We start from the raw sequence: 15,068 nt of genomic DNA, 5'->3' as shown, positions 1-15,068 counted from the left end.
AGCCCGGTCAGCCGCAAGCCGGGGTGCGGTAGTCGGCCGAGCGCAGGATGCCGCACAGGTCGGTGCGCGAGATCTTCCACTTGCCGTCGACGAGCACGAAGTGCACGACGGTGGTGCGGACCGCGGTGCCGGTGCCGTCCTTGTCCAGGCGCATGGTGGCCGTCAGCGTGCCGTCGTGGTTGTCGAATACCGGGTCGGTCACGCCGTAGACGGCGCGCGGGTTGTCCTGCAGCGCCTTGTACATGTCGGGGATGGCTTGGCGGAAGGATTCCCCGTCCTCGATGAGGGCGGTGCGTTCACTGTCGGGCAGCCCCGGGTCCAGCGCCCGCTTGATCTGGGCGTCCAGGTCGGCGGCCGTCGGCAGCGGCGGATGGGCGGCGCTGGAGGAGGCGGCGATCGAGGACGACAGCGAGGCGTTGGCCGAGGAGCGGGCGGCCTCGACCGCGGCCTCGTCGGTTCCGCTGTCGCATGCGGCGGCGGCTACCGCCAGCAGCAGGCCCGCCGCGGCGAACGCGGAGCGGGCGAGTCGTGTGTGGGTCATCACTTCCTACATACCTTCGATGACGGAGCTGAGCCGGCCCAGCAGGGCACGCACGGTCGTGACGTCCCGTTCCGCGGCGGCGTCGATCGTCGCGGCGTCGGGGATCATATCCCGCACCAGCGCGACGACACTGCGTTCGTCGTCGAGGTCGATGTCGGTGACCGTGGCTTCGGCGACCGCGAGCACGTCCTCCGGGCCGGGCACGGCGTTGTCGAGATCGCGGCGGTAGATCTCCAGTGTCAGGGTGGCGCGGATGGTGCGGAACGCGAAGGGGTGGCCGTCGGCGGTGGTGCCGAAGCCGTGCGCGTAGGCGCCGACGGTGATGTCGTCGATGGCAAATCCCGACGAATGGTCGGCTTTCAACCCGGTTCTCCCTATATCGGACGGTGGGGTCTCCACCGTAACCCCGGTCACCGACATTGTGCTCGAGGCCAACCCCGGTCGGTCGGCCGGTTGCGTCATCATGGTCAGATGGTGAGGTTGCGGAAGATTCGTCGGTAGAAGGAGTTCGGTGGATGCGCCCTCACCCCTGGCTCGTCTCGGCATTCGCGGGTGTGGCGGTGCTGGTGCTGACGGCCGGATGCTCCTCCGGCACCGGCGGACCCGACCTGCCGACCAGAGAGCCGGCCACGGCGGCCTCCGCGCCCCCGGTGACGACACCTCCGGCCGGGCAGGTGCTGCCCGCCGGGCCGCTCGCCGAGCTGGCAGCCGATTCTGCGGGCGGGTTACTGGCCGGCCTGGACGGCAACGTCGTGACCGTTTTCGACCCGGCCGCCGCCCAGCCGGTGGCGCGTACGGTGACATTGCCCGAGCGCGCGAGCGGTCTGACTCCGGGCAGGCCGGGTGAGATGCTGGTGGCCGCGCCGGGCCGGGTGCTGCGGGTGGACCTCGCTACCGGCGCGATCGCCGCGGTGACCGTCGAGGGCGACGTCCGGTCGGTGCGCGCACGCCGAGATGGCGGGTTGCTGGTCGGCACCGCCGACGGCCGGGTGCAGGAGTTGACGCCCGAGGGGAAGGTGACCAGCACCGTGTCCGGGCTCGTCTCCGCCGACGAACTCGCCGAAGCCGATGGCAAGCTCACGGTGCTCGACCGGCATCAGAGCGCGATCTTCCAGGTCGACCTGAGCGAACAGCGGCCCGGGCTGGCGCTGCGAGCCGGTGACGGGGCCACGCGGCTGATCGGCGACACGCGCGGGCGGTTCGTGGTCACCGACACCGCGGACGGCGAACTGCTGGTCTACACCGCCGGACCACTCGTGTTGCGGCAGCGTTTCCCGGTAGGATCTTCGCCTTACGCACTTGCCTACGATCAACGGTCCGACACCGTGTGGGTGACGTGCACGCAGCGCAACGAGGTCGTCGGATTCGACCTCTCGACTGGTATACCGAAGGAAGTGGGCCGTTACGCCACCGTCCGGCAGCCGAACGCGGTGGCCGTCGAGCAACGCACCGGAGATCTGTTCGTAGGGTCCGCGACCGGCGACGGTCTGCAACGGATCGGTGCGGCCGATCGGAAGAGAGGGCAGTGATGGCTCGGACACCACGCGCGGGCGATGATTCCGCGGCACCTGCTGATCCGGCAGCGCATCGGGGGCGCGGGCGCGCGCTGCCCGCGGGCTGGGAAACCACCAGCGACGACTACGAGTACGTGCCGTTGCGGCTGCCGCCGGATGTCAACCGGGTGACCGCGTCCATGCGGCTGGCGATCCAGGCCGAGTTCGGTGGCTGGGAACTCTCGCGGGTGCGCGCCTACACCGACGGCAGCAGGCGGGTGCTGCTGCGGCGGCGAAAATCCGCCCTACTACCCCAGCCCGAACCCGGAATGTGAGCCGATGTACGCCCTGCTACTCCGAGTGATGTTCCTGGTCGCGCCGGAACGCATCCATCATCTCGCCTTCGCGGTCATGCGGTCGGCCGCCTCGCTCGCGCCGCTGCGCTGGGCGATGAGCAAGATCTTCGTCACCCGTGATCCGATCCTGAGCGCCGAGGCGTTCGGGGTCGAGTTCCCCGCGCCGCTGGGCTTGGCCGCCGGTTTCGACAAGAACGCCGACGGCGTCGACGCCTGGGCGCCGCTGGGGTTCGGTTTCGCCGAGATCGGGACCGTGACCGCGCAGGCGCAGCCGGGCAATCCCGCGCCGCGGCTGTTCCGGCTGCCGGCCGACCGCGCCCTGATCAACCGGATGGGATTCAACAACCACGGCGCGGCCGTGGCCGCCGAGCGCCTTCGCGCACGCCGCGGCGGGGTGCCGATCGGCGCGAACATCGGCAAGACGAAGGTGGTCGAGCCGCAGGCCGCGGCCGAGGACTACGCCCTCAGCGCCGCGCTGCTGGGGCCGCTGGCCGATTTCGTCGTGGTCAACGTCAGCTCTCCCAACACGCCGGGCCTGCGTGATCTGCAGGCGGTCGAATCGCTGCGCCCGCTGCTGCGGGCGGTGCTGGACAGTGTGCGGGTGCCGGTGCTGGTGAAGATCGCGCCGGATCTGTCCGACGAGGACATCGACGCGGTTGCCGACCTGGCCGTCGAACTCGGGTTGGCGGGCATCGTGGCCACCAACACCACCATCCGCCGCGACGGTCTGCGCACCGATGCCGCCGAGGTGGCCGCCATGGGTGCGGGTGGTCTGTCCGGCCCGCCGGTCGCCGACCGTTCGCTGCAGGTGCTGCGGCGGCTGTACCGGCGGGTCGGTGATCGTCTGGTGCTGATCTCGGTCGGTGGCATCGAAACCGTCGACCAGGCGTGGGAGCGCATTCTCGCCGGGGCGACGCTGTTGCAGGGCTACACCGGGTTCATCTACGGCGGCCCGTTCTGGATGCGCAGGATCCATCGTGGCCTGGCGCAGCGGTTGCGCGCCGGAGGGTACGGCAGCATCGGTGAGGCCGTCGGCGCGGAGCACGAAGCGCACGCCTGACATCAGCGCGGCTCAGCCGTGCACGAACGGTGGTTCGGGAGTGCGGGCGCGCCGGGTGCCGCGCCCCGGCGGTGCCGGATCTCCCTTCGCTCCCAGTTCTCGGCCCAGACGCGCCGCCATGGCCTTGGCCAGCAGGATCACCGCGTGATCGCGCAAGATGCCGAGCTGGTCGGCGTAGACCTCGACGCGAGCCTGGGTCATGCGGTCGTGTACGACGTGCGGGTCGCTGAGCAGTTCGTCCAGCGACATCCCGGCCAGTGCCTGACTGCGGGTCAGCCGCCGGTCCGGTAGCCAGCTCAGCCGCCAGCTGTCGGTTGCGTCGGTGTCGCGGTAGGCCGATTCCGGGGTTATGTCGCTGGTCATCGTCCATTCGGTGGTGTGGATGGTCATCGCGGTCTCCGGTGCGACAGGTGGAGTGAGGCCGGCTCCAGGGTGCTGAGTTCGATGAACACGAATGCCTCTCGTCGTGCCTCCGCTGGTGTGGCGCGGTGGATGCGCCGCACCGTGCATTGCGCCGGCCCGCGGGCGTGGTGTGCGCCCGGGCCGAGGACCTCTGGCCGCCGGGCCGGGTGGTCCGGGGGGTTGTCCGGCCGAGTGCGGCGGCCGGGGGAACCGCAGCCGCGGGCGAGCCGGTGGCCGAAGGCTCGGCTGCGCGTCGATGCGGGTATGTGCGGTCTTGTCGCGGTGGGGCGCGCCGCGCCTACGGTCCGGTCCGGGATACAAGCCGCGTAGGTGCGCCGAGTGGCCGGGCCCGCTGAGGCGCGTGATTCGCATACCGGCGTGCCGGGGCGATGACGGGTGCGTTCTCGCGTGGGGTCTGCGGCGGCTCGTTCAGTCCCTCACCGGCTTCGGCACCGACTCGGTACCGGATCCGGCGGGACGGTGTCGCCGTCGCCGTCGCGGCTGCCGTATCTGAAGAATCATTCTCATCACCAGCCCTCCCGATTGCCTGGTGGTGCGATGGGGATCGCCACTTCCAGTGTGGCATTTGCCGTTCCCCGAGCGCAATTGCCGATGTAATTTGGTAATTGACAATTTGCCCGCTGGCTAAACCCGATTTGCGTGGCCAACATGCGCGCGACGCCCCGCGTTGTGCCGATTGAGGAGGGTGGCATCGCCATGGTCGCGCAGGACTCGGGGATGGTTGCCGTTCGCAATATCCTCACCCGGTTGTGCAAACGCTCGGGCTTGAGTTCGGATCGGTTGCGCAGCACCGAAATCGACGTCGCGCCCCTGCTGGATCTGCTGGCCGTGCGGCAGTACGCGCGGCGCGCGGGCATCGACCGGGAAGAGGCGGTGCTGCCGCTGGTGCGCGATCTGGCTGCACGGTTGGATCCCACCGACCGGCTCGTCGTCGATGTGGAACTGTCGCTGGGTCTGCTGCGCGAAAACCCGCCGGCCGGTGTCGATCCCGGCCGGCTCTACGCCCCGGATCTGGGTGAGCGGCGGGAGTATCTCGCCGAGCAGTGGGGGGTGTTGCACGAAGCCCTTGCGGCGCAGCCGATTCCGGATACGTTGACGGTGCGTTCGCTGCGCGGGTCTCCCGAGCGCCGCGCGTTCACCGAGCTGGCCGCGCGGCTGGCCACCGCCTCGGTGTTCGACGGCGCGCACGTCGTCGACTTCGGCGCTTCTTCGGAAACCACTGTCGCCGAGCGCGATTCGGTAGACGACCGCGGTGTGGTCACCGTGATCGGCGACGCGGTCATCGACCACATGTATGTGGTCGATCGGATACCGGGCCCGGGCGGCACCGCGCGCGGCAGCTATCGGCAACATCCCGGTGGCAAGGGACTCACCCGCGCTGTCGCCGCGGCCCGGCTGGGGTTGCGGGTGCGGTTGATCTCGGCGGTCGGCGACGACGAGGCCGGGGGCCGCATCCTGGAATATCTGCGCAGCGAACGCGTCGAGACCGAACTGGTCAAAGTGGTGCCCTACGCCCCGACGCCGGTGACCGCGGTGATCGTGGCGGGCACCGGCGCGGCGAGCACGATCGGCTGCAAGGACGAGCGAATCCGGTTGAGCGCGCAGGATCTGCGCAGCGACGCGATCCGCTCGGCGCTCGCCGCCTCGGATGCGGTGCTGCTGACCTTCGAACAACCCACCGGCGTCATCGAGCAGGTCATGGGGCAGTTGCGTGGACTGCCCGACCGGCCGCTGGTGGTCGTGCACCCCGCGCCGCGGCTGGATCGGCCGCAATATCTGTTCCGGCATCTGGGTGTGGTGGATTACCTCGTCGGCGGTGACAAGGACCTGCGGGCGCTGGCTATGGCCTCCGACGGCGCGACGCCGGACGGGGAACAGACCGCCACCCGGCTGCGCGCGCTCGGGGTCGGCGCGGTCTGTGCGATCCAGGATTTCCGGTGTGCGGTGTGGTCGGACCAGGTCAGCGACAGTTTCCGGCCGTTTCCCACGGCACTGCAGGACTCGGTCGGCGCTCACGCTGCCTTCTCCGCCGCCCTGGTATATCGTCTCGTTTCGACGCGCCGCCCCGCCGCACGCAACGACTACGTCTGGGCGACCGCCGCAATGGTGGCGACGCAATCGATCGGGGACGTCCCCGGGGCAATGCCACTGGTGAGTGAGGTCGAGCGAATTTTCAAACTCGCTACGGAGGAGCATTGACCAACGTTGTGGATCCTGCTGACACCGAGCATCGGTTTCGTCGCAACGGGCAAGATCTGCGCATTCGGGTGGTGGAGTTGAACGGGGACGGTGAGCGGGGGCACCTGCTGCTGTTCGGCGCGGTCGCCGACGGCTGCCTGGTGCGGGTGCACTCACGCTGCCTGTATGGGGAGGCGCTGCGTTCGCAGGATTGCGACTGCGGGCCGGAGCTGGACAAGGCGCTCGATCTCATCCAGGCCGCGGGCGCCGGGGTGCTGGTCTACCTGGAGCAGGAGGGACGCGGGGCGGGGCTGATCGCCAAGGCGCTGGGTTATCGGGAAAGCGAGCGTTCCGGCGCGGACACCTTCACCAGTTACGAGGCCCTCGGCTACCCCGCCGATGCCCGCACCTACGTCACCACCGCTCGAGCGCTGGCAGATCTCGGATTGCGTTCGGTGCAGTTGTTGACCAACAATCCCGCCAAGGTGGAGGCTCTGCGGCAGGAGGGGTTGCAGGTCACCCCGGTGCCGTTGCGAACGCGGGCGCTCAGCGAGCGGGCCCGTGAGTATCTGGAGGCCAAGCGCACCAGGCGCAAGCACTGGATCCCGACCGATGCCGCACCGTGGGCACTCGACGAGCCCGACGGCGCGTCGCGGGGGGACGACGAGGCGTCGGCGATCGACCCGGTGGTGATCACACCCGGGGAAAACCTCCGCCCGCGTCCAGGGCCCGGCTCCGCGCCGGATCTGATCGGTGCCTGAAGGATTGTTGAAGTTTGCCCCACCTCGCTTCCCTCCTGTGGCTACCATGAGTGAGCCGCGCCACATGTGGCGCGCCGACTCGTGAGGGACTGACAGTGCATTCGCCGCACCGTGTCGGGATTCGAGTCTCGGATCGTGCGCCGGCGGATACCGGCGCCCGGTTCACACCAGCGCTATCGGGAACAGGGATATGACGACAACAGAAATCGGATACGCGCACCAGTCGGGCAAGACGGTGTACACCGTCCCCGCCGCATTCCAGGAGACCGCACGGCTGCGTCCCGACCAGATCGCCTTGCGCAAGGTGGGCGGCACGCAGGAGTACACCTGGCGCGAGTACGCCGAACGGGTGCGCTCGATCGCCGCGGGCCTGGCCGGACTCGGCGTCGGCCATGGTGACACCGTCGGCATCATGCTCACCAACCGCCCCGAGTTCAATCTGATCGACACCGCCGCGTTGCACGTGGGCGCCACCCCCTTCTCCATCTACAACACCAGCTCCCCCGAGCAGATCACCCACCTGTTCACCAACGCGGGCAACAAAGTCGTCGTGACCGAGCAAGTCTTCCTCGACCGGATCACCGCGGCCGGGGTGCCGGTCGAGCACATCATCATGGTCGACAGCCCCGCCGAGGGCGCCGTCACCCTCGAACAGGTCGAGGCCGCGCCCGCCGCCGACTTCGATTTCGACGCCGCCTGGCAGGCTGTCGGCGCCGACGACCTGGCCACCCTGATCTACACCTCCGGCACCACCGGCCCGTCCAAGGGCGTGGAGATCACCCACCGCAACGTGCTCGCCCAGATCATCGCCCTGGTCAACGGCCCGCTGCAGGTCGGTCTGGACGACCGCGCGGTGTCCTACCTGCCCGCCGCGCACGTCGCCGACCGGATCTCCGGCCACGCGATCAACCTGCTCACCGGCATCCAGATCACCACCGTGCCCGACCCGCGCGAGGTCGCCGCAGCCCTGCCCGACGCGCGCCCGACCATCTTCTTCGGCGTCCCGCGGGTCTGGCAGAAGATCAAGGCCGGGGTGGAGGGCAAACTCGCCGAAGAACCGAGCCCGGTGAAGAAGGCGCTGGCCAATTGGGCGATCGGCACCGGAATCGCCGCAGCTCGCGCCGATCTGGCAGGCAAAGGCCGTGGTCCCCTGCTCGGTGCGCAGCACAAGATCGCCGAGACGCTGGTGCTGTCCAAGCTGCGCCACGCCCTCGGGCTGGATCAGCTGCGCGTCGCCTCCTCCGGCGCCGCCCCCATCCCGCCGGAGACCCTGGAATACTTCCTCGGCCTCGGCTTCACCGTCAGCGAGGTGTGGGGCATGTCGGAGACCACCGGCGTGGGCACCTACACCGAGCTGGACAAGCCCCGCCCCGGCTCGGTCGGACGCGCGGTCGACGGCATGGAACTGCGACTGGACGCCGACGGCGAGGTGCTGGTGCGCGGCCCGATCGTCACCCGCGGCTACCGCAACATGCCCGACAAGACCGCCGACGCCATCGATTCCGACGGCTGGCTGCACACCGGTGATATCGGCACCCTCGACGCCGACGGTTACCTGCGGATCGTGGACCGCAAGAAGGAACTGATCATCAACGAGGCGGGCAAGAACATCGCCCCCACCAACATCGAGAACTCGGTCAAGGCAGCCTCCTCGCTGATCGGCCAAGTCGTCGCCATCGGTGACGCCAAGCCCTACATCGCCGCCCTGATCGTGCTCGACCCCGATGTCGCCGCCATCCGCGCCAAGGAACTCGACGCCACCGGCGAGGACATCCCCACCCTGGCCACCCGCCAACAGATCATCGACGAGGTACTCGCGGCGGTCCAGGCCGGCAACGCCAAACTCTCCCGCGTCGAGCAGATCAAACGCTTCACCATCCTCGGCGCCGTCTGGGAGCCCGGCGGCGACGAGCTGACCCCGAAGATGTCGCTCAAGCGCGCCCCCATCTCGGCCAAGTACCAGTCCGAGATCGAGGCGCTCTACGCCAAGGAGCCCTCCACCGGCGTGATCAGCGTCAAGTAGACCAGCCGAAAGCGCTGTGGCCCTGGGCATCACGCCCGGGGCCACAGTCTTGTGTGTCGGCACCCGAGGATACCGTTGAGGGAGTGCCGTTTCGCCTACGGCGCCGACGCGCGAGGAGGGGTGAGGCGATGCTCGTATCGAACGCCGGCCGGACCGGGATCCCGCCCACCGAACGGATGGTGGTCGAGTGGATGCAAAGCTGGAACGACGGATACAAGATCACCGGCATCGCCATCTCGGGCTGCTACGTCCCCGACCGCAGCAACTCCGGTGACGGCCAAGAGGCCGACCTGGTGGTGATCACCCCACAGACCTGCCTGGTTATCGAGGTCAAGGGCATGCTTCCCCGCGTCAGCGGCGTACTGTCCTGCTCCACCAACAGCCGCTGGCGCCTGTCGGGCACCGACGAAGAACCCGTACATGTGCGCAAGGGCGACAAGAATCCGATCGGCCAAGTGAGCGACGGCTTCTACAATCTGAAGGCCTGCGCGGAAAAGGCCGGAATCGATGAGTTCATCGCCGGGCTGGTGCTGGTGGTGCCGTACGACCGATACCCGGTCACCCTCGAATGGGGCGGCCCGAAACCGAAAGGCTGCGAGGTCCGCCTCGCCGATCTCAGCAGTCTGCGCGCCTACTTCCACCGCGCCGGCCGCCGCGAAACGTCATGGACCGCCGAACGAGTCCACACGCTGCTCACCGCACTCGGCTACGGCGAGGAGGTCACCCTCGCGCAGCTCGTCGCCGAAGGTTTCACCCCTGAGCGCTCGCAGCCGAAGAGCGTCGCCTCTGAACCGTCTTCACGGCAGGACGCGCCCGTGACCCGCACCCGGCGCCCAGTGGCGGCTGACCCGTCTCCCGTCACGCCACTGCCGCCTGCGCGCCCTTCCGCTCCTCCGGCATCACCGGCCGTGGACCGGCCGGTCGATACCGGTCGCTTCGCCACCGACGCCGTGGACCACCCGGATGAGCCCATCACTACGGTGCGCACCGCCGCGGCGTCGAGTCGCCGCAGCCACGGCATTCGAGCACTCGCGGCCGCCGCGGTGGTCGCGGTGATCGTCGGCGGAGTGTGGGTACTCGCACAGACCCGCACCGACACCGCCGAACCCCAGCAGACCGGCAACGAAGTCACCCAGTCGGTCATCGAGGAACCGCCGGTGACGCCACCGCCTCCACCGCCCGCCGAAGCGCCCCTGCCCGCGCCTGCCGCGCCGCGGGGTTGCTACCCCTTCCAGCCCAACTGCTGACCCGAGTTCGGCGAGCCGGTCCGATGGTCGTCGAACAGCAATGATGTCAGCGTCTCCCATCCGTAATTCTCACGGCTCCAAATACAGTCGCTCGCAGGGCAATCGCGGATATCCGTCGGTGTCGTCCATCGACACTTCGACCGCGTCGTGCCAATGCCGGGCACGCCACTCCTGGACGAACAGGCACGCTGCGGTGACGCACGCGACGAAATCCATCCGGGCGCCGTGCCAGAACACCGACAAGCGGACATCCGGCTCGGACGGGAGCGGAGACCCACGGCGCTCAGCGCCGTTCACCGCCGCCGCTCCTTCGCCGCGTCGCGCGTATCGGCCTCCCGGAGTCCGCGGGCGGCGATCCCGTAGTGCGCCGAAACCTTCCGTGCCCTGCGACACCTTTCAGGCATGCGTGAAGCCTCGCTTCCGTCGTGCAACTCGCTCCGCTACGCATCCACGGATAGCTGCCACCACGACGCTTCCCGAGGGACGAAAAGCGCTGTCGGGGCGAACGACCCATGCACGGAAGGTAGTCCCCCGATCGGCCGGACTCGGCAGCGCCACGGTTCCGCCGGCGCGCACCAACGAGACGTCGAGCCTGAACATCTCCGCGAACAGCATGATGTCATCCGGCAGGTCGGGCTGCGTCAAATACGTCCACCGTTTCGACCGGGGATGCGACATGATCGGCCCGACCCCGCAATGGTGCCGCTGCATCCAAAGCTTCACATCCTGGCCCAGCGTGGCGGGCATGATCACCGCCCACGCCACTCCCATACGTAGCACGATGCGGCCCACCTGAGGTGGATCTACCTCCGCGGGCAGGTCGCACACTTGCCGGTAGTAGGCGCACCGGGACAGTGGTGTGTCCCCGAATGATATCCGGCCCATCAACGAACCCCCTGCTCAGATGAATCGACGGTGGAGCTGCGCCCGGTCCGCGGACTGCGGAAATCGCTCCGGCAACGAGAGTTGAGCCTGCGGCGAGATGCGCGCTGGGCTCCCCGTGATCGGGCGCGTATTCAGCACACACCTTCGAGTGGTGGCGAGTAAGGTCGCGGCGGGTGTTGAAAGGTGGTGGATCGACCTCTCCGAGTGACGAAATGGCAGGCGTGATGGACAGTGCGAACATGCATCTCTCCGAGTGGCTGGCCCGTTCAGGCTGGAGTCGCAGTGAATTGGCCCGCCGGGTGCGCACACTGGCGCTCGAATGGGGCGAGCCTCAGATCAGGCCGGACGCATCCAGCGTGCGTCGCTGGGTGGATGAGGGAGAACGCCCACGGCCGCCGGTTCCGGCGATCCTCGCCGACCTGTTCTCGGCACGATTCGGCTATCGCGTGACGACCTACGACCTCGGTCTGGGCGAGATGCCGACCGTTGACCGCGCCCTCGTCTACAGCCCATCGTGGACACAGACACTCGACGCAGTCGCAGACCTCGGGAGGGCCGACGTGGATCGCAGGAAATTTCTGTCCACAGCTCCGTTCGCAGCGGTCGCGGCAATCGGGCCTTCCCGCGACTGGTTGCTGAACACTCTCGACCAGCTGCCGGATCAGCGGCAGCGGGTGCGGCTCGAGGACGTCGCCGCCGTGCAAAACATGTTCAGCACATTCCAGGAGATGGATATCTTCCAGGGCGGTGGCTCAGGGCGGCTGGTGTTGGCGGCCTACATGAACGAGCACGTGTACCCGCTGCTGCGACGGACGCACACCGAGGAAGTCCGCCTGGCAATGTGCGGCGCGGCTGCCGAACAGACCTACCTGCTCGGCTGGATGGCGTTCGACAACGGTGAGCACGGAACGGCGCAACGGTATCTGATCCAGGCGCTTCGCTTGGCCGAGGAGTCGCGTGATCCCGCCCTCGGCGCGCACGTCCTCGCCGGGCTGGCCGACCAGGCAACCTTGCTCGGGCATCCGCACGAAGGCCGACGACTCGCCCAAGCCGGCCGCCAAGGTTTGTCGAAGGTGGATTCGCCCGCCTGCCTGGCGGACCTGTGGACCTTGGAAGCTCGCTCTCTGGCTGTCATCGGCGACAAGGCCGGTACCGCGCACGCGATCAACGCCGCGGAGAACGCGTTCGCCCGTGTCGAGCCCGACCGGGAGCCCGAGTGGGCGCGATTCATCGATCAGGCATACATCTTCGGCGAGTGGGCGAACGCATTCCGTGACCTCGAGCAACCGGAGCCAGCCGCCTCGCACGCTCGCCGTTCGATCGCTTGTGCCCGCACGCAGAATCGCGCGCGTCGCGGTGCGCTCTCTCACGCCGCGCTGGCGGTGGCCCACATGCAGAAGCGCGACCTCGAAGCCGCGCATGCCGCGGGTGTGCGGACACTCGACCTCACGCGCAAAGTCAAGTCATCGCGGTCCGTCGAGGCGGTGCGCGACATACAGCAGCGGATGGTGGCGTTCGGTCCGCACCCCTTGGTCGCGGACTTCAATGAACGAACTCGCACGTTGCTCGTGGCATGATCGCCTCTCGGTGCTCGACGCCCATTCGTTCGCGAACGGCCCGGTGCCCGCGACGGTGGAGGCCGGTTGGTGCCGATGCAGGATCGCGTTTCACCACCGCGACGCATAGTGAGCCGGGACTACGCCAACTGCTCTATGGCGAAGCCGACCAGGAGCACGCCGAATCCGCCGATCTCACCGAGGATCAGAGCGGCGAGCACGAATCGCATCGACGGCGGAGGGTTGCGCATCTGGTTGTCGGTTTCGCGCTGCAATCCCAGGCGGATGTAGTTCGCGATCGTCACCACGAACAGTGCGATGATCGCCCCGGCCGCGGTGGCGTTCACCGCCGTCGGCCAGCCGGACAATTCCACGAACCAGGCGATCAACCCGGTCGCGAACGAGTACAGCAGTGCGGCGCGGTGGGCGATGTCGACGTAGGGGTGTGCCAGACCGTCCGGCGAGGTGGTCATCGCCTGCCATTTCCACACGCCGAGAATCAGCGCCCACAGGAAGATGAGCCCGGCGAAGAAGAGTACCCAGGCCGTTTCCGTGCGAATGATCAAGTCCGTACCCTCATCAGTCCTTCGCGCGCCCACTTGGGCGGCTGTCCAGCGGCAGCGTAGCGCTTGCGGACAGTCGCGACGCGACGACAACGAACCCACTCCTGGGAATACCGACTGGTCGGGTTGGGGCGATATTTGCCGCTGTCCGCTTCTCGCCTGCCGTTCGTGAGCGATCTCGCCTGTGAGAAGTGACGTCACCGGCTGTCTTTCTTGAGGACCAGCGCACGCCTCGGGTTGTATCGAGGTTGAGTTCCTCGCGTGTTCGTTTCTTATCTCGCAGAAAGTTCGGTGCGCATCGCGGCGATTTGCGCGGTGAGCTCCGCTACCTGAGCCCGGGTGGCTGATTGACTCGCTTCGTCTTCCTCTGCGACACGCTGGATAATCCACGACGCCAGGGTTGCGGTCACCACGCCGAGTAGTGCGATGCCGCCGACCATCAATCCCACCGCGACCAATCGGCCGGTGCTGGTTACCGGCGCGTAGTCCCCGTACCCAACCGTTGTGACCGTGGTTGCCGACCACCACAGAGCATCAGAGAAAGTCGTGATTGTTGCTCCGGCTGCATTGCGCTCGGTTTCGAGCATGGCTAACGATGCGACGAAGAGCAGGAGCAGAGTCGAGCCTGCTGTGTAGGCAATGACCCGACCACGGAGCGCACCACCGACTGATCGCTGTAGGACGCTGACCATGGTCAGAAGCCGGAGCAGGCGCAACGGTCGCAGCATAGGGAGTGCAACGATCGCGAATTCATGAAGATGTCTGAAGAACCACCGCCCGCGCGGCTTCGCCCGGTACCACCGAACCGCGTAATCGGCACCGAAGACCAGCCATGTGCCCCACAGCACTGTCTCGCCGATTCGTGCCGCCGTGCCGTCGGGCTGGGCAAGAACTGTCCAGGCGTAGACACCCAGAAAGATGACAGCCGCCGCAGTGAGCGGCCATTCGGTTAGCTGCTTCCAGCGATCTTCGCTCACGCACTACTCCTCGCAGGCGACGCCGTCTTTGTCGCGGTCGAGTCCCGGTCTGTAGCCAGCTTCGCCCAGCAGGATGGGTGCGACCCCCGCAGCGCGAGCCGCAGCGCAGTTCGGGTAATAGACGCTGGGAGCCGCGGAGGGCGCGGCGGCCGGCGGCTCAGGTGCCGGTGCTGGTGGCGGGGCCGGTCTGGGCATGGGTTCGGCGGGAGGCTGGATCGGCTCCGAGGGCGAGAGCGACGGGGATTCGGCGGCCGATCGTGACGGAAGCTGTTGAGGTACGAGGGCAATGGAGGTCGTTTCTGTTGTAGCCGGCGGCGGGGCTTTGGTTTCCGAGGCTGATATCGGTGCGCTCGGTGCTGTTGGCGCGGCGGGCTCGTCGTCCGGCTGTTGTTCGGGTGCGAGGAGGGCAGCCAGGGTCATAACCAGAAACGACGCGGCGAGCAGCAAGCCGGCATGTCTGCGGTTGCCGACGCGCGCCCAGCCGAGGTGCCCGCGCATCAGGGCCACGAAGGCGATAACGGCCATCGCCAACCCGGCGAAGACCAATAGGGTCACTACCACCTGCATAGCGCGGTCTCCCGTGTCCGGCTCTCAGTAGAGCTGTCTGCGGCCCACAGTTCTGGGACACCCTGTACATCGAGACCGAAACCACAGATGTTTCCTGGAAGCGGTACATGCTCCTACCTTTAGACGTCTGTCTAGGGCCCGCACTGGAGAACATGCTCGGCCTCGTCCCCGGAGGCGACACCGTGATCGTGCACTCCATGGGACCGCCCCGCCCGTAACCTCGACGACCTCCGCCGCCTCGTCCGCGTCCTGGTAGACAAGGGCGTGCGGGTCGAATCTGTGAAAGAGAACCTAACCTCCACCGGCGAGGACACTCCCCATGGCCAACCTGCTGTTGTCGGTGATGAGAGCCTTCGCCGGCGCGCACACGGTCTGCGAATACGACAACCTCACGGCGTCGTTCACCTCGGTAGCCGTGAGCATCGATGACGAGATATC

16 protein-coding genes and 1 pseudogene are annotated in these 15,068 nt (G+C 67.9%); 9 read left to right on the top strand and 8 right to left on the bottom strand.

The genetic code is table 11. The features are described from left to right. Positions 1-7: 7 nt before the first annotated feature. Positions 8-541 (bottom strand): hypothetical protein, encoded by a 534-nt coding sequence (locus ACFU5M_RS01425; RefSeq protein WP_379041988.1) that lies wholly within the window; start codon positions 539-541, stop codon positions 8-10. A gap of 6 nt (positions 542-547) precedes the next feature. Further along, on the bottom strand, positions 548-904 hold the full coding sequence (locus ACFU5M_RS01420; RefSeq protein WP_379041986.1) for a hypothetical protein: 357 nt from the start codon (positions 902-904) through the stop codon (positions 548-550). Between the two features lie 152 nt (positions 905-1,056). Here ACFU5M_RS01420 and ACFU5M_RS01415 point away from each other — a divergent pair, with 152 nt between their 5' ends. From ACFU5M_RS01415 to ACFU5M_RS01405, 3 genes are read left to right on the top strand one after another with little or no spacing between them, the layout of a single operon-like run. Continuing rightward, on the top strand, positions 1,057-2,070 hold the full coding sequence (locus ACFU5M_RS01415) for a hypothetical protein (protein WP_379041984.1): 1,014 nt from the start codon (positions 1,057-1,059) through the stop codon (positions 2,068-2,070). Then, positions 2,070-2,369 carry a DUF5703 family protein gene (locus ACFU5M_RS01410; RefSeq protein ID WP_379041982.1) on the top strand — a complete coding sequence of 100 codons (300 nt, stop codon included), beginning with the start codon at positions 2,070-2,072 and terminating at the stop codon, positions 2,367-2,369. The genes ACFU5M_RS01415 and ACFU5M_RS01410 overlap by 1 nt, the downstream gene beginning before the upstream one ends. A gap of 4 nt (positions 2,370-2,373) precedes the next feature. Next, positions 2,374-3,450 (top strand): quinone-dependent dihydroorotate dehydrogenase, encoded by a 1,077-nt coding sequence (locus ACFU5M_RS01405; protein WP_379041980.1) that lies wholly within the window; start codon positions 2,374-2,376, stop codon positions 3,448-3,450. A gap of 12 nt (positions 3,451-3,462) precedes the next feature. On the opposite strand, the gene ACFU5M_RS01400 is transcribed toward ACFU5M_RS01405, so the two are convergent. Next, a complete protein-coding gene (locus ACFU5M_RS01400) occupies positions 3,463-3,840 on the bottom strand; it encodes a hypothetical protein (RefSeq protein WP_379041978.1) in 378 nt (125 codons plus the stop codon). 702 nt (positions 3,841-4,542) lie between these two features. Between ACFU5M_RS01400 and ACFU5M_RS01395 the strand changes: the two genes are divergently transcribed. The 4 genes from ACFU5M_RS01395 to ACFU5M_RS01380 all read left to right on the top strand — a co-directional run bounded on the left by ACFU5M_RS01395 (position 4,543) and on the right by ACFU5M_RS01380 (position 10,082). Next, the gene (locus ACFU5M_RS01395) at positions 4,543-6,072 is read left to right on the top strand and encodes a PfkB family carbohydrate kinase (protein ID WP_379041976.1); all 1,530 of its coding nucleotides are present in this window, start codon (positions 4,543-4,545) and stop codon (positions 6,070-6,072) included. Then, on the top strand, positions 6,069-6,812 hold the full coding sequence (locus ACFU5M_RS01390) for a GTP cyclohydrolase II (protein WP_379041974.1): 744 nt from the start codon (positions 6,069-6,071) through the stop codon (positions 6,810-6,812). Before ACFU5M_RS01395 ends, ACFU5M_RS01390 begins: the two co-directional genes overlap by 4 nt. A 190-nt stretch (positions 6,813-7,002) precedes the next feature. Then, a complete protein-coding gene (locus ACFU5M_RS01385) occupies positions 7,003-8,835 on the top strand; it encodes an AMP-dependent synthetase/ligase (RefSeq protein WP_379041972.1) in 1,833 nt (610 codons plus the stop codon). A gap of 128 nt (positions 8,836-8,963) precedes the next feature. After that, positions 8,964-10,082 carry a nuclease-related domain-containing protein gene (locus tag ACFU5M_RS01380; protein WP_379041970.1) on the top strand — a complete coding sequence of 373 codons (1,119 nt, stop codon included), beginning with the start codon at positions 8,964-8,966 and terminating at the stop codon, positions 10,080-10,082. Positions 10,083-10,151: 69 nt separating this feature from the next. Here the strand turns inward: ACFU5M_RS01380 and ACFU5M_RS01375 are convergent, their stop codons facing one another. After that, complete coding sequence (locus ACFU5M_RS01375; RefSeq protein ID WP_379041968.1) at positions 10,152-10,379, bottom strand: hypothetical protein; 228 nt, start codon at positions 10,377-10,379, stop codon at positions 10,152-10,154. A 99-nt stretch (positions 10,380-10,478) separates the two neighbouring features. Continuing rightward, positions 10,479-10,853, bottom strand: coding sequence for a DNA-directed RNA polymerase subunit beta (locus tag ACFU5M_RS01370; protein ID WP_379041966.1), 375 nt, complete (start codon positions 10,851-10,853; stop codon positions 10,479-10,481). A gap of 353 nt (positions 10,854-11,206) precedes the next feature. Here ACFU5M_RS01370 and ACFU5M_RS01365 point away from each other — a divergent pair, with 353 nt between their 5' ends. After that, the gene (locus tag ACFU5M_RS01365) at positions 11,207-12,544 is read left to right on the top strand and encodes a hypothetical protein (RefSeq protein ID WP_379041964.1); all 1,338 of its coding nucleotides are present in this window, start codon (positions 11,207-11,209) and stop codon (positions 12,542-12,544) included. A gap of 119 nt (positions 12,545-12,663) precedes the next feature. On the opposite strand, the gene ACFU5M_RS01360 is transcribed toward ACFU5M_RS01365, so the two are convergent. The 3 genes from ACFU5M_RS01360 to ACFU5M_RS01350 all read right to left on the bottom strand — a co-directional run bounded on the left by ACFU5M_RS01360 (position 12,664) and on the right by ACFU5M_RS01350 (position 14,258). Further along, on the bottom strand, positions 12,664-13,089 hold the full coding sequence (locus tag ACFU5M_RS01360; RefSeq protein ID WP_379041962.1) for a hypothetical protein: 426 nt from the start codon (positions 13,087-13,089) through the stop codon (positions 12,664-12,666). A 269-nt stretch (positions 13,090-13,358) separates the two neighbouring features. Then, positions 13,359-14,063 carry a potassium channel family protein gene (locus tag ACFU5M_RS01355; RefSeq protein ID WP_379041960.1) on the bottom strand — a complete coding sequence of 235 codons (705 nt, stop codon included), beginning with the start codon at positions 14,061-14,063 and terminating at the stop codon, positions 13,359-13,361. Between the two features lie 3 nt (positions 14,064-14,066). Then, entirely contained in the window at positions 14,067-14,258 is a 192-nt protein-coding gene (locus tag ACFU5M_RS01350) for an excalibur calcium-binding domain-containing protein (RefSeq protein ID WP_379042119.1), read from the bottom strand. A 509-nt stretch (positions 14,259-14,767) separates the two neighbouring features. Between ACFU5M_RS01350 and ACFU5M_RS01345 the strand changes: the two are divergent. Further along, positions 14,768-14,988, top strand: a pseudogene (locus ACFU5M_RS01345) (recombinase family protein); the annotation flags it as partial. Positions 14,989-15,068 lie beyond the last annotated feature (80 nt).

It is taken from the genome of Nocardia sp. NPDC057455 (genome assembly GCF_042802775.1).
Classification (GTDB): domain Bacteria; phylum Actinomycetota; class Actinomycetes; order Mycobacteriales; family Mycobacteriaceae; genus Nocardia.
The sequence above is the reverse complement of the archived record's forward strand: the minus strand, read 5'-3'. Positions and strand labels throughout refer to the sequence as shown.

What these genes read in the sequence shown, in the direction of transcription:
- ACFU5M_RS01425 (WP_379041988.1), bottom strand. Translation starts at nt 541, where the DNA reads ATGACCCACACACGACTCGCCCGCTCCGCGTTCGCCGCGGCGGGCCTG.
- ACFU5M_RS01415 (WP_379041984.1), top strand. Translation starts at nt 1,057, where the DNA reads ATGCGCCCTCACCCCTGGCTCGTCTCGGCATTCGCGGGTGTGGCGGTG.
- ACFU5M_RS01410 (WP_379041982.1), top strand. Translation starts at nt 2,070, where the DNA reads ATGGCTCGGACACCACGCGCGGGCGATGATTCCGCGGCACCTGCTGAT.
- ACFU5M_RS01405 (WP_379041980.1), top strand. Translation starts at nt 2,374, where the DNA reads ATGTACGCCCTGCTACTCCGAGTGATGTTCCTGGTCGCGCCGGAACGC.
- ACFU5M_RS01400 (WP_379041978.1), bottom strand. Translation starts at nt 3,840, where the DNA reads ATGACCATCCACACCACCGAATGGACGATGACCAGCGACATAACCCCG.
- ACFU5M_RS01385 (WP_379041972.1), top strand. Translation starts at nt 7,003, where the DNA reads ATGACGACAACAGAAATCGGATACGCGCACCAGTCGGGCAAGACGGTG.
- ACFU5M_RS01380 (WP_379041970.1), top strand. Translation starts at nt 8,964, where the DNA reads ATGCTCGTATCGAACGCCGGCCGGACCGGGATCCCGCCCACCGAACGG.
- ACFU5M_RS01370 (WP_379041966.1), bottom strand. Translation starts at nt 10,853, where the DNA reads ATGGGAGTGGCGTGGGCGGTGATCATGCCCGCCACGCTGGGCCAGGAT.
- ACFU5M_RS01365 (WP_379041964.1), top strand. Translation starts at nt 11,207, where the DNA reads ATGCATCTCTCCGAGTGGCTGGCCCGTTCAGGCTGGAGTCGCAGTGAA.
- ACFU5M_RS01350 (WP_379042119.1), bottom strand. Translation starts at nt 14,258, where the DNA reads ATGCCCAGACCGGCCCCGCCACCAGCACCGGCACCTGAGCCGCCGGCC.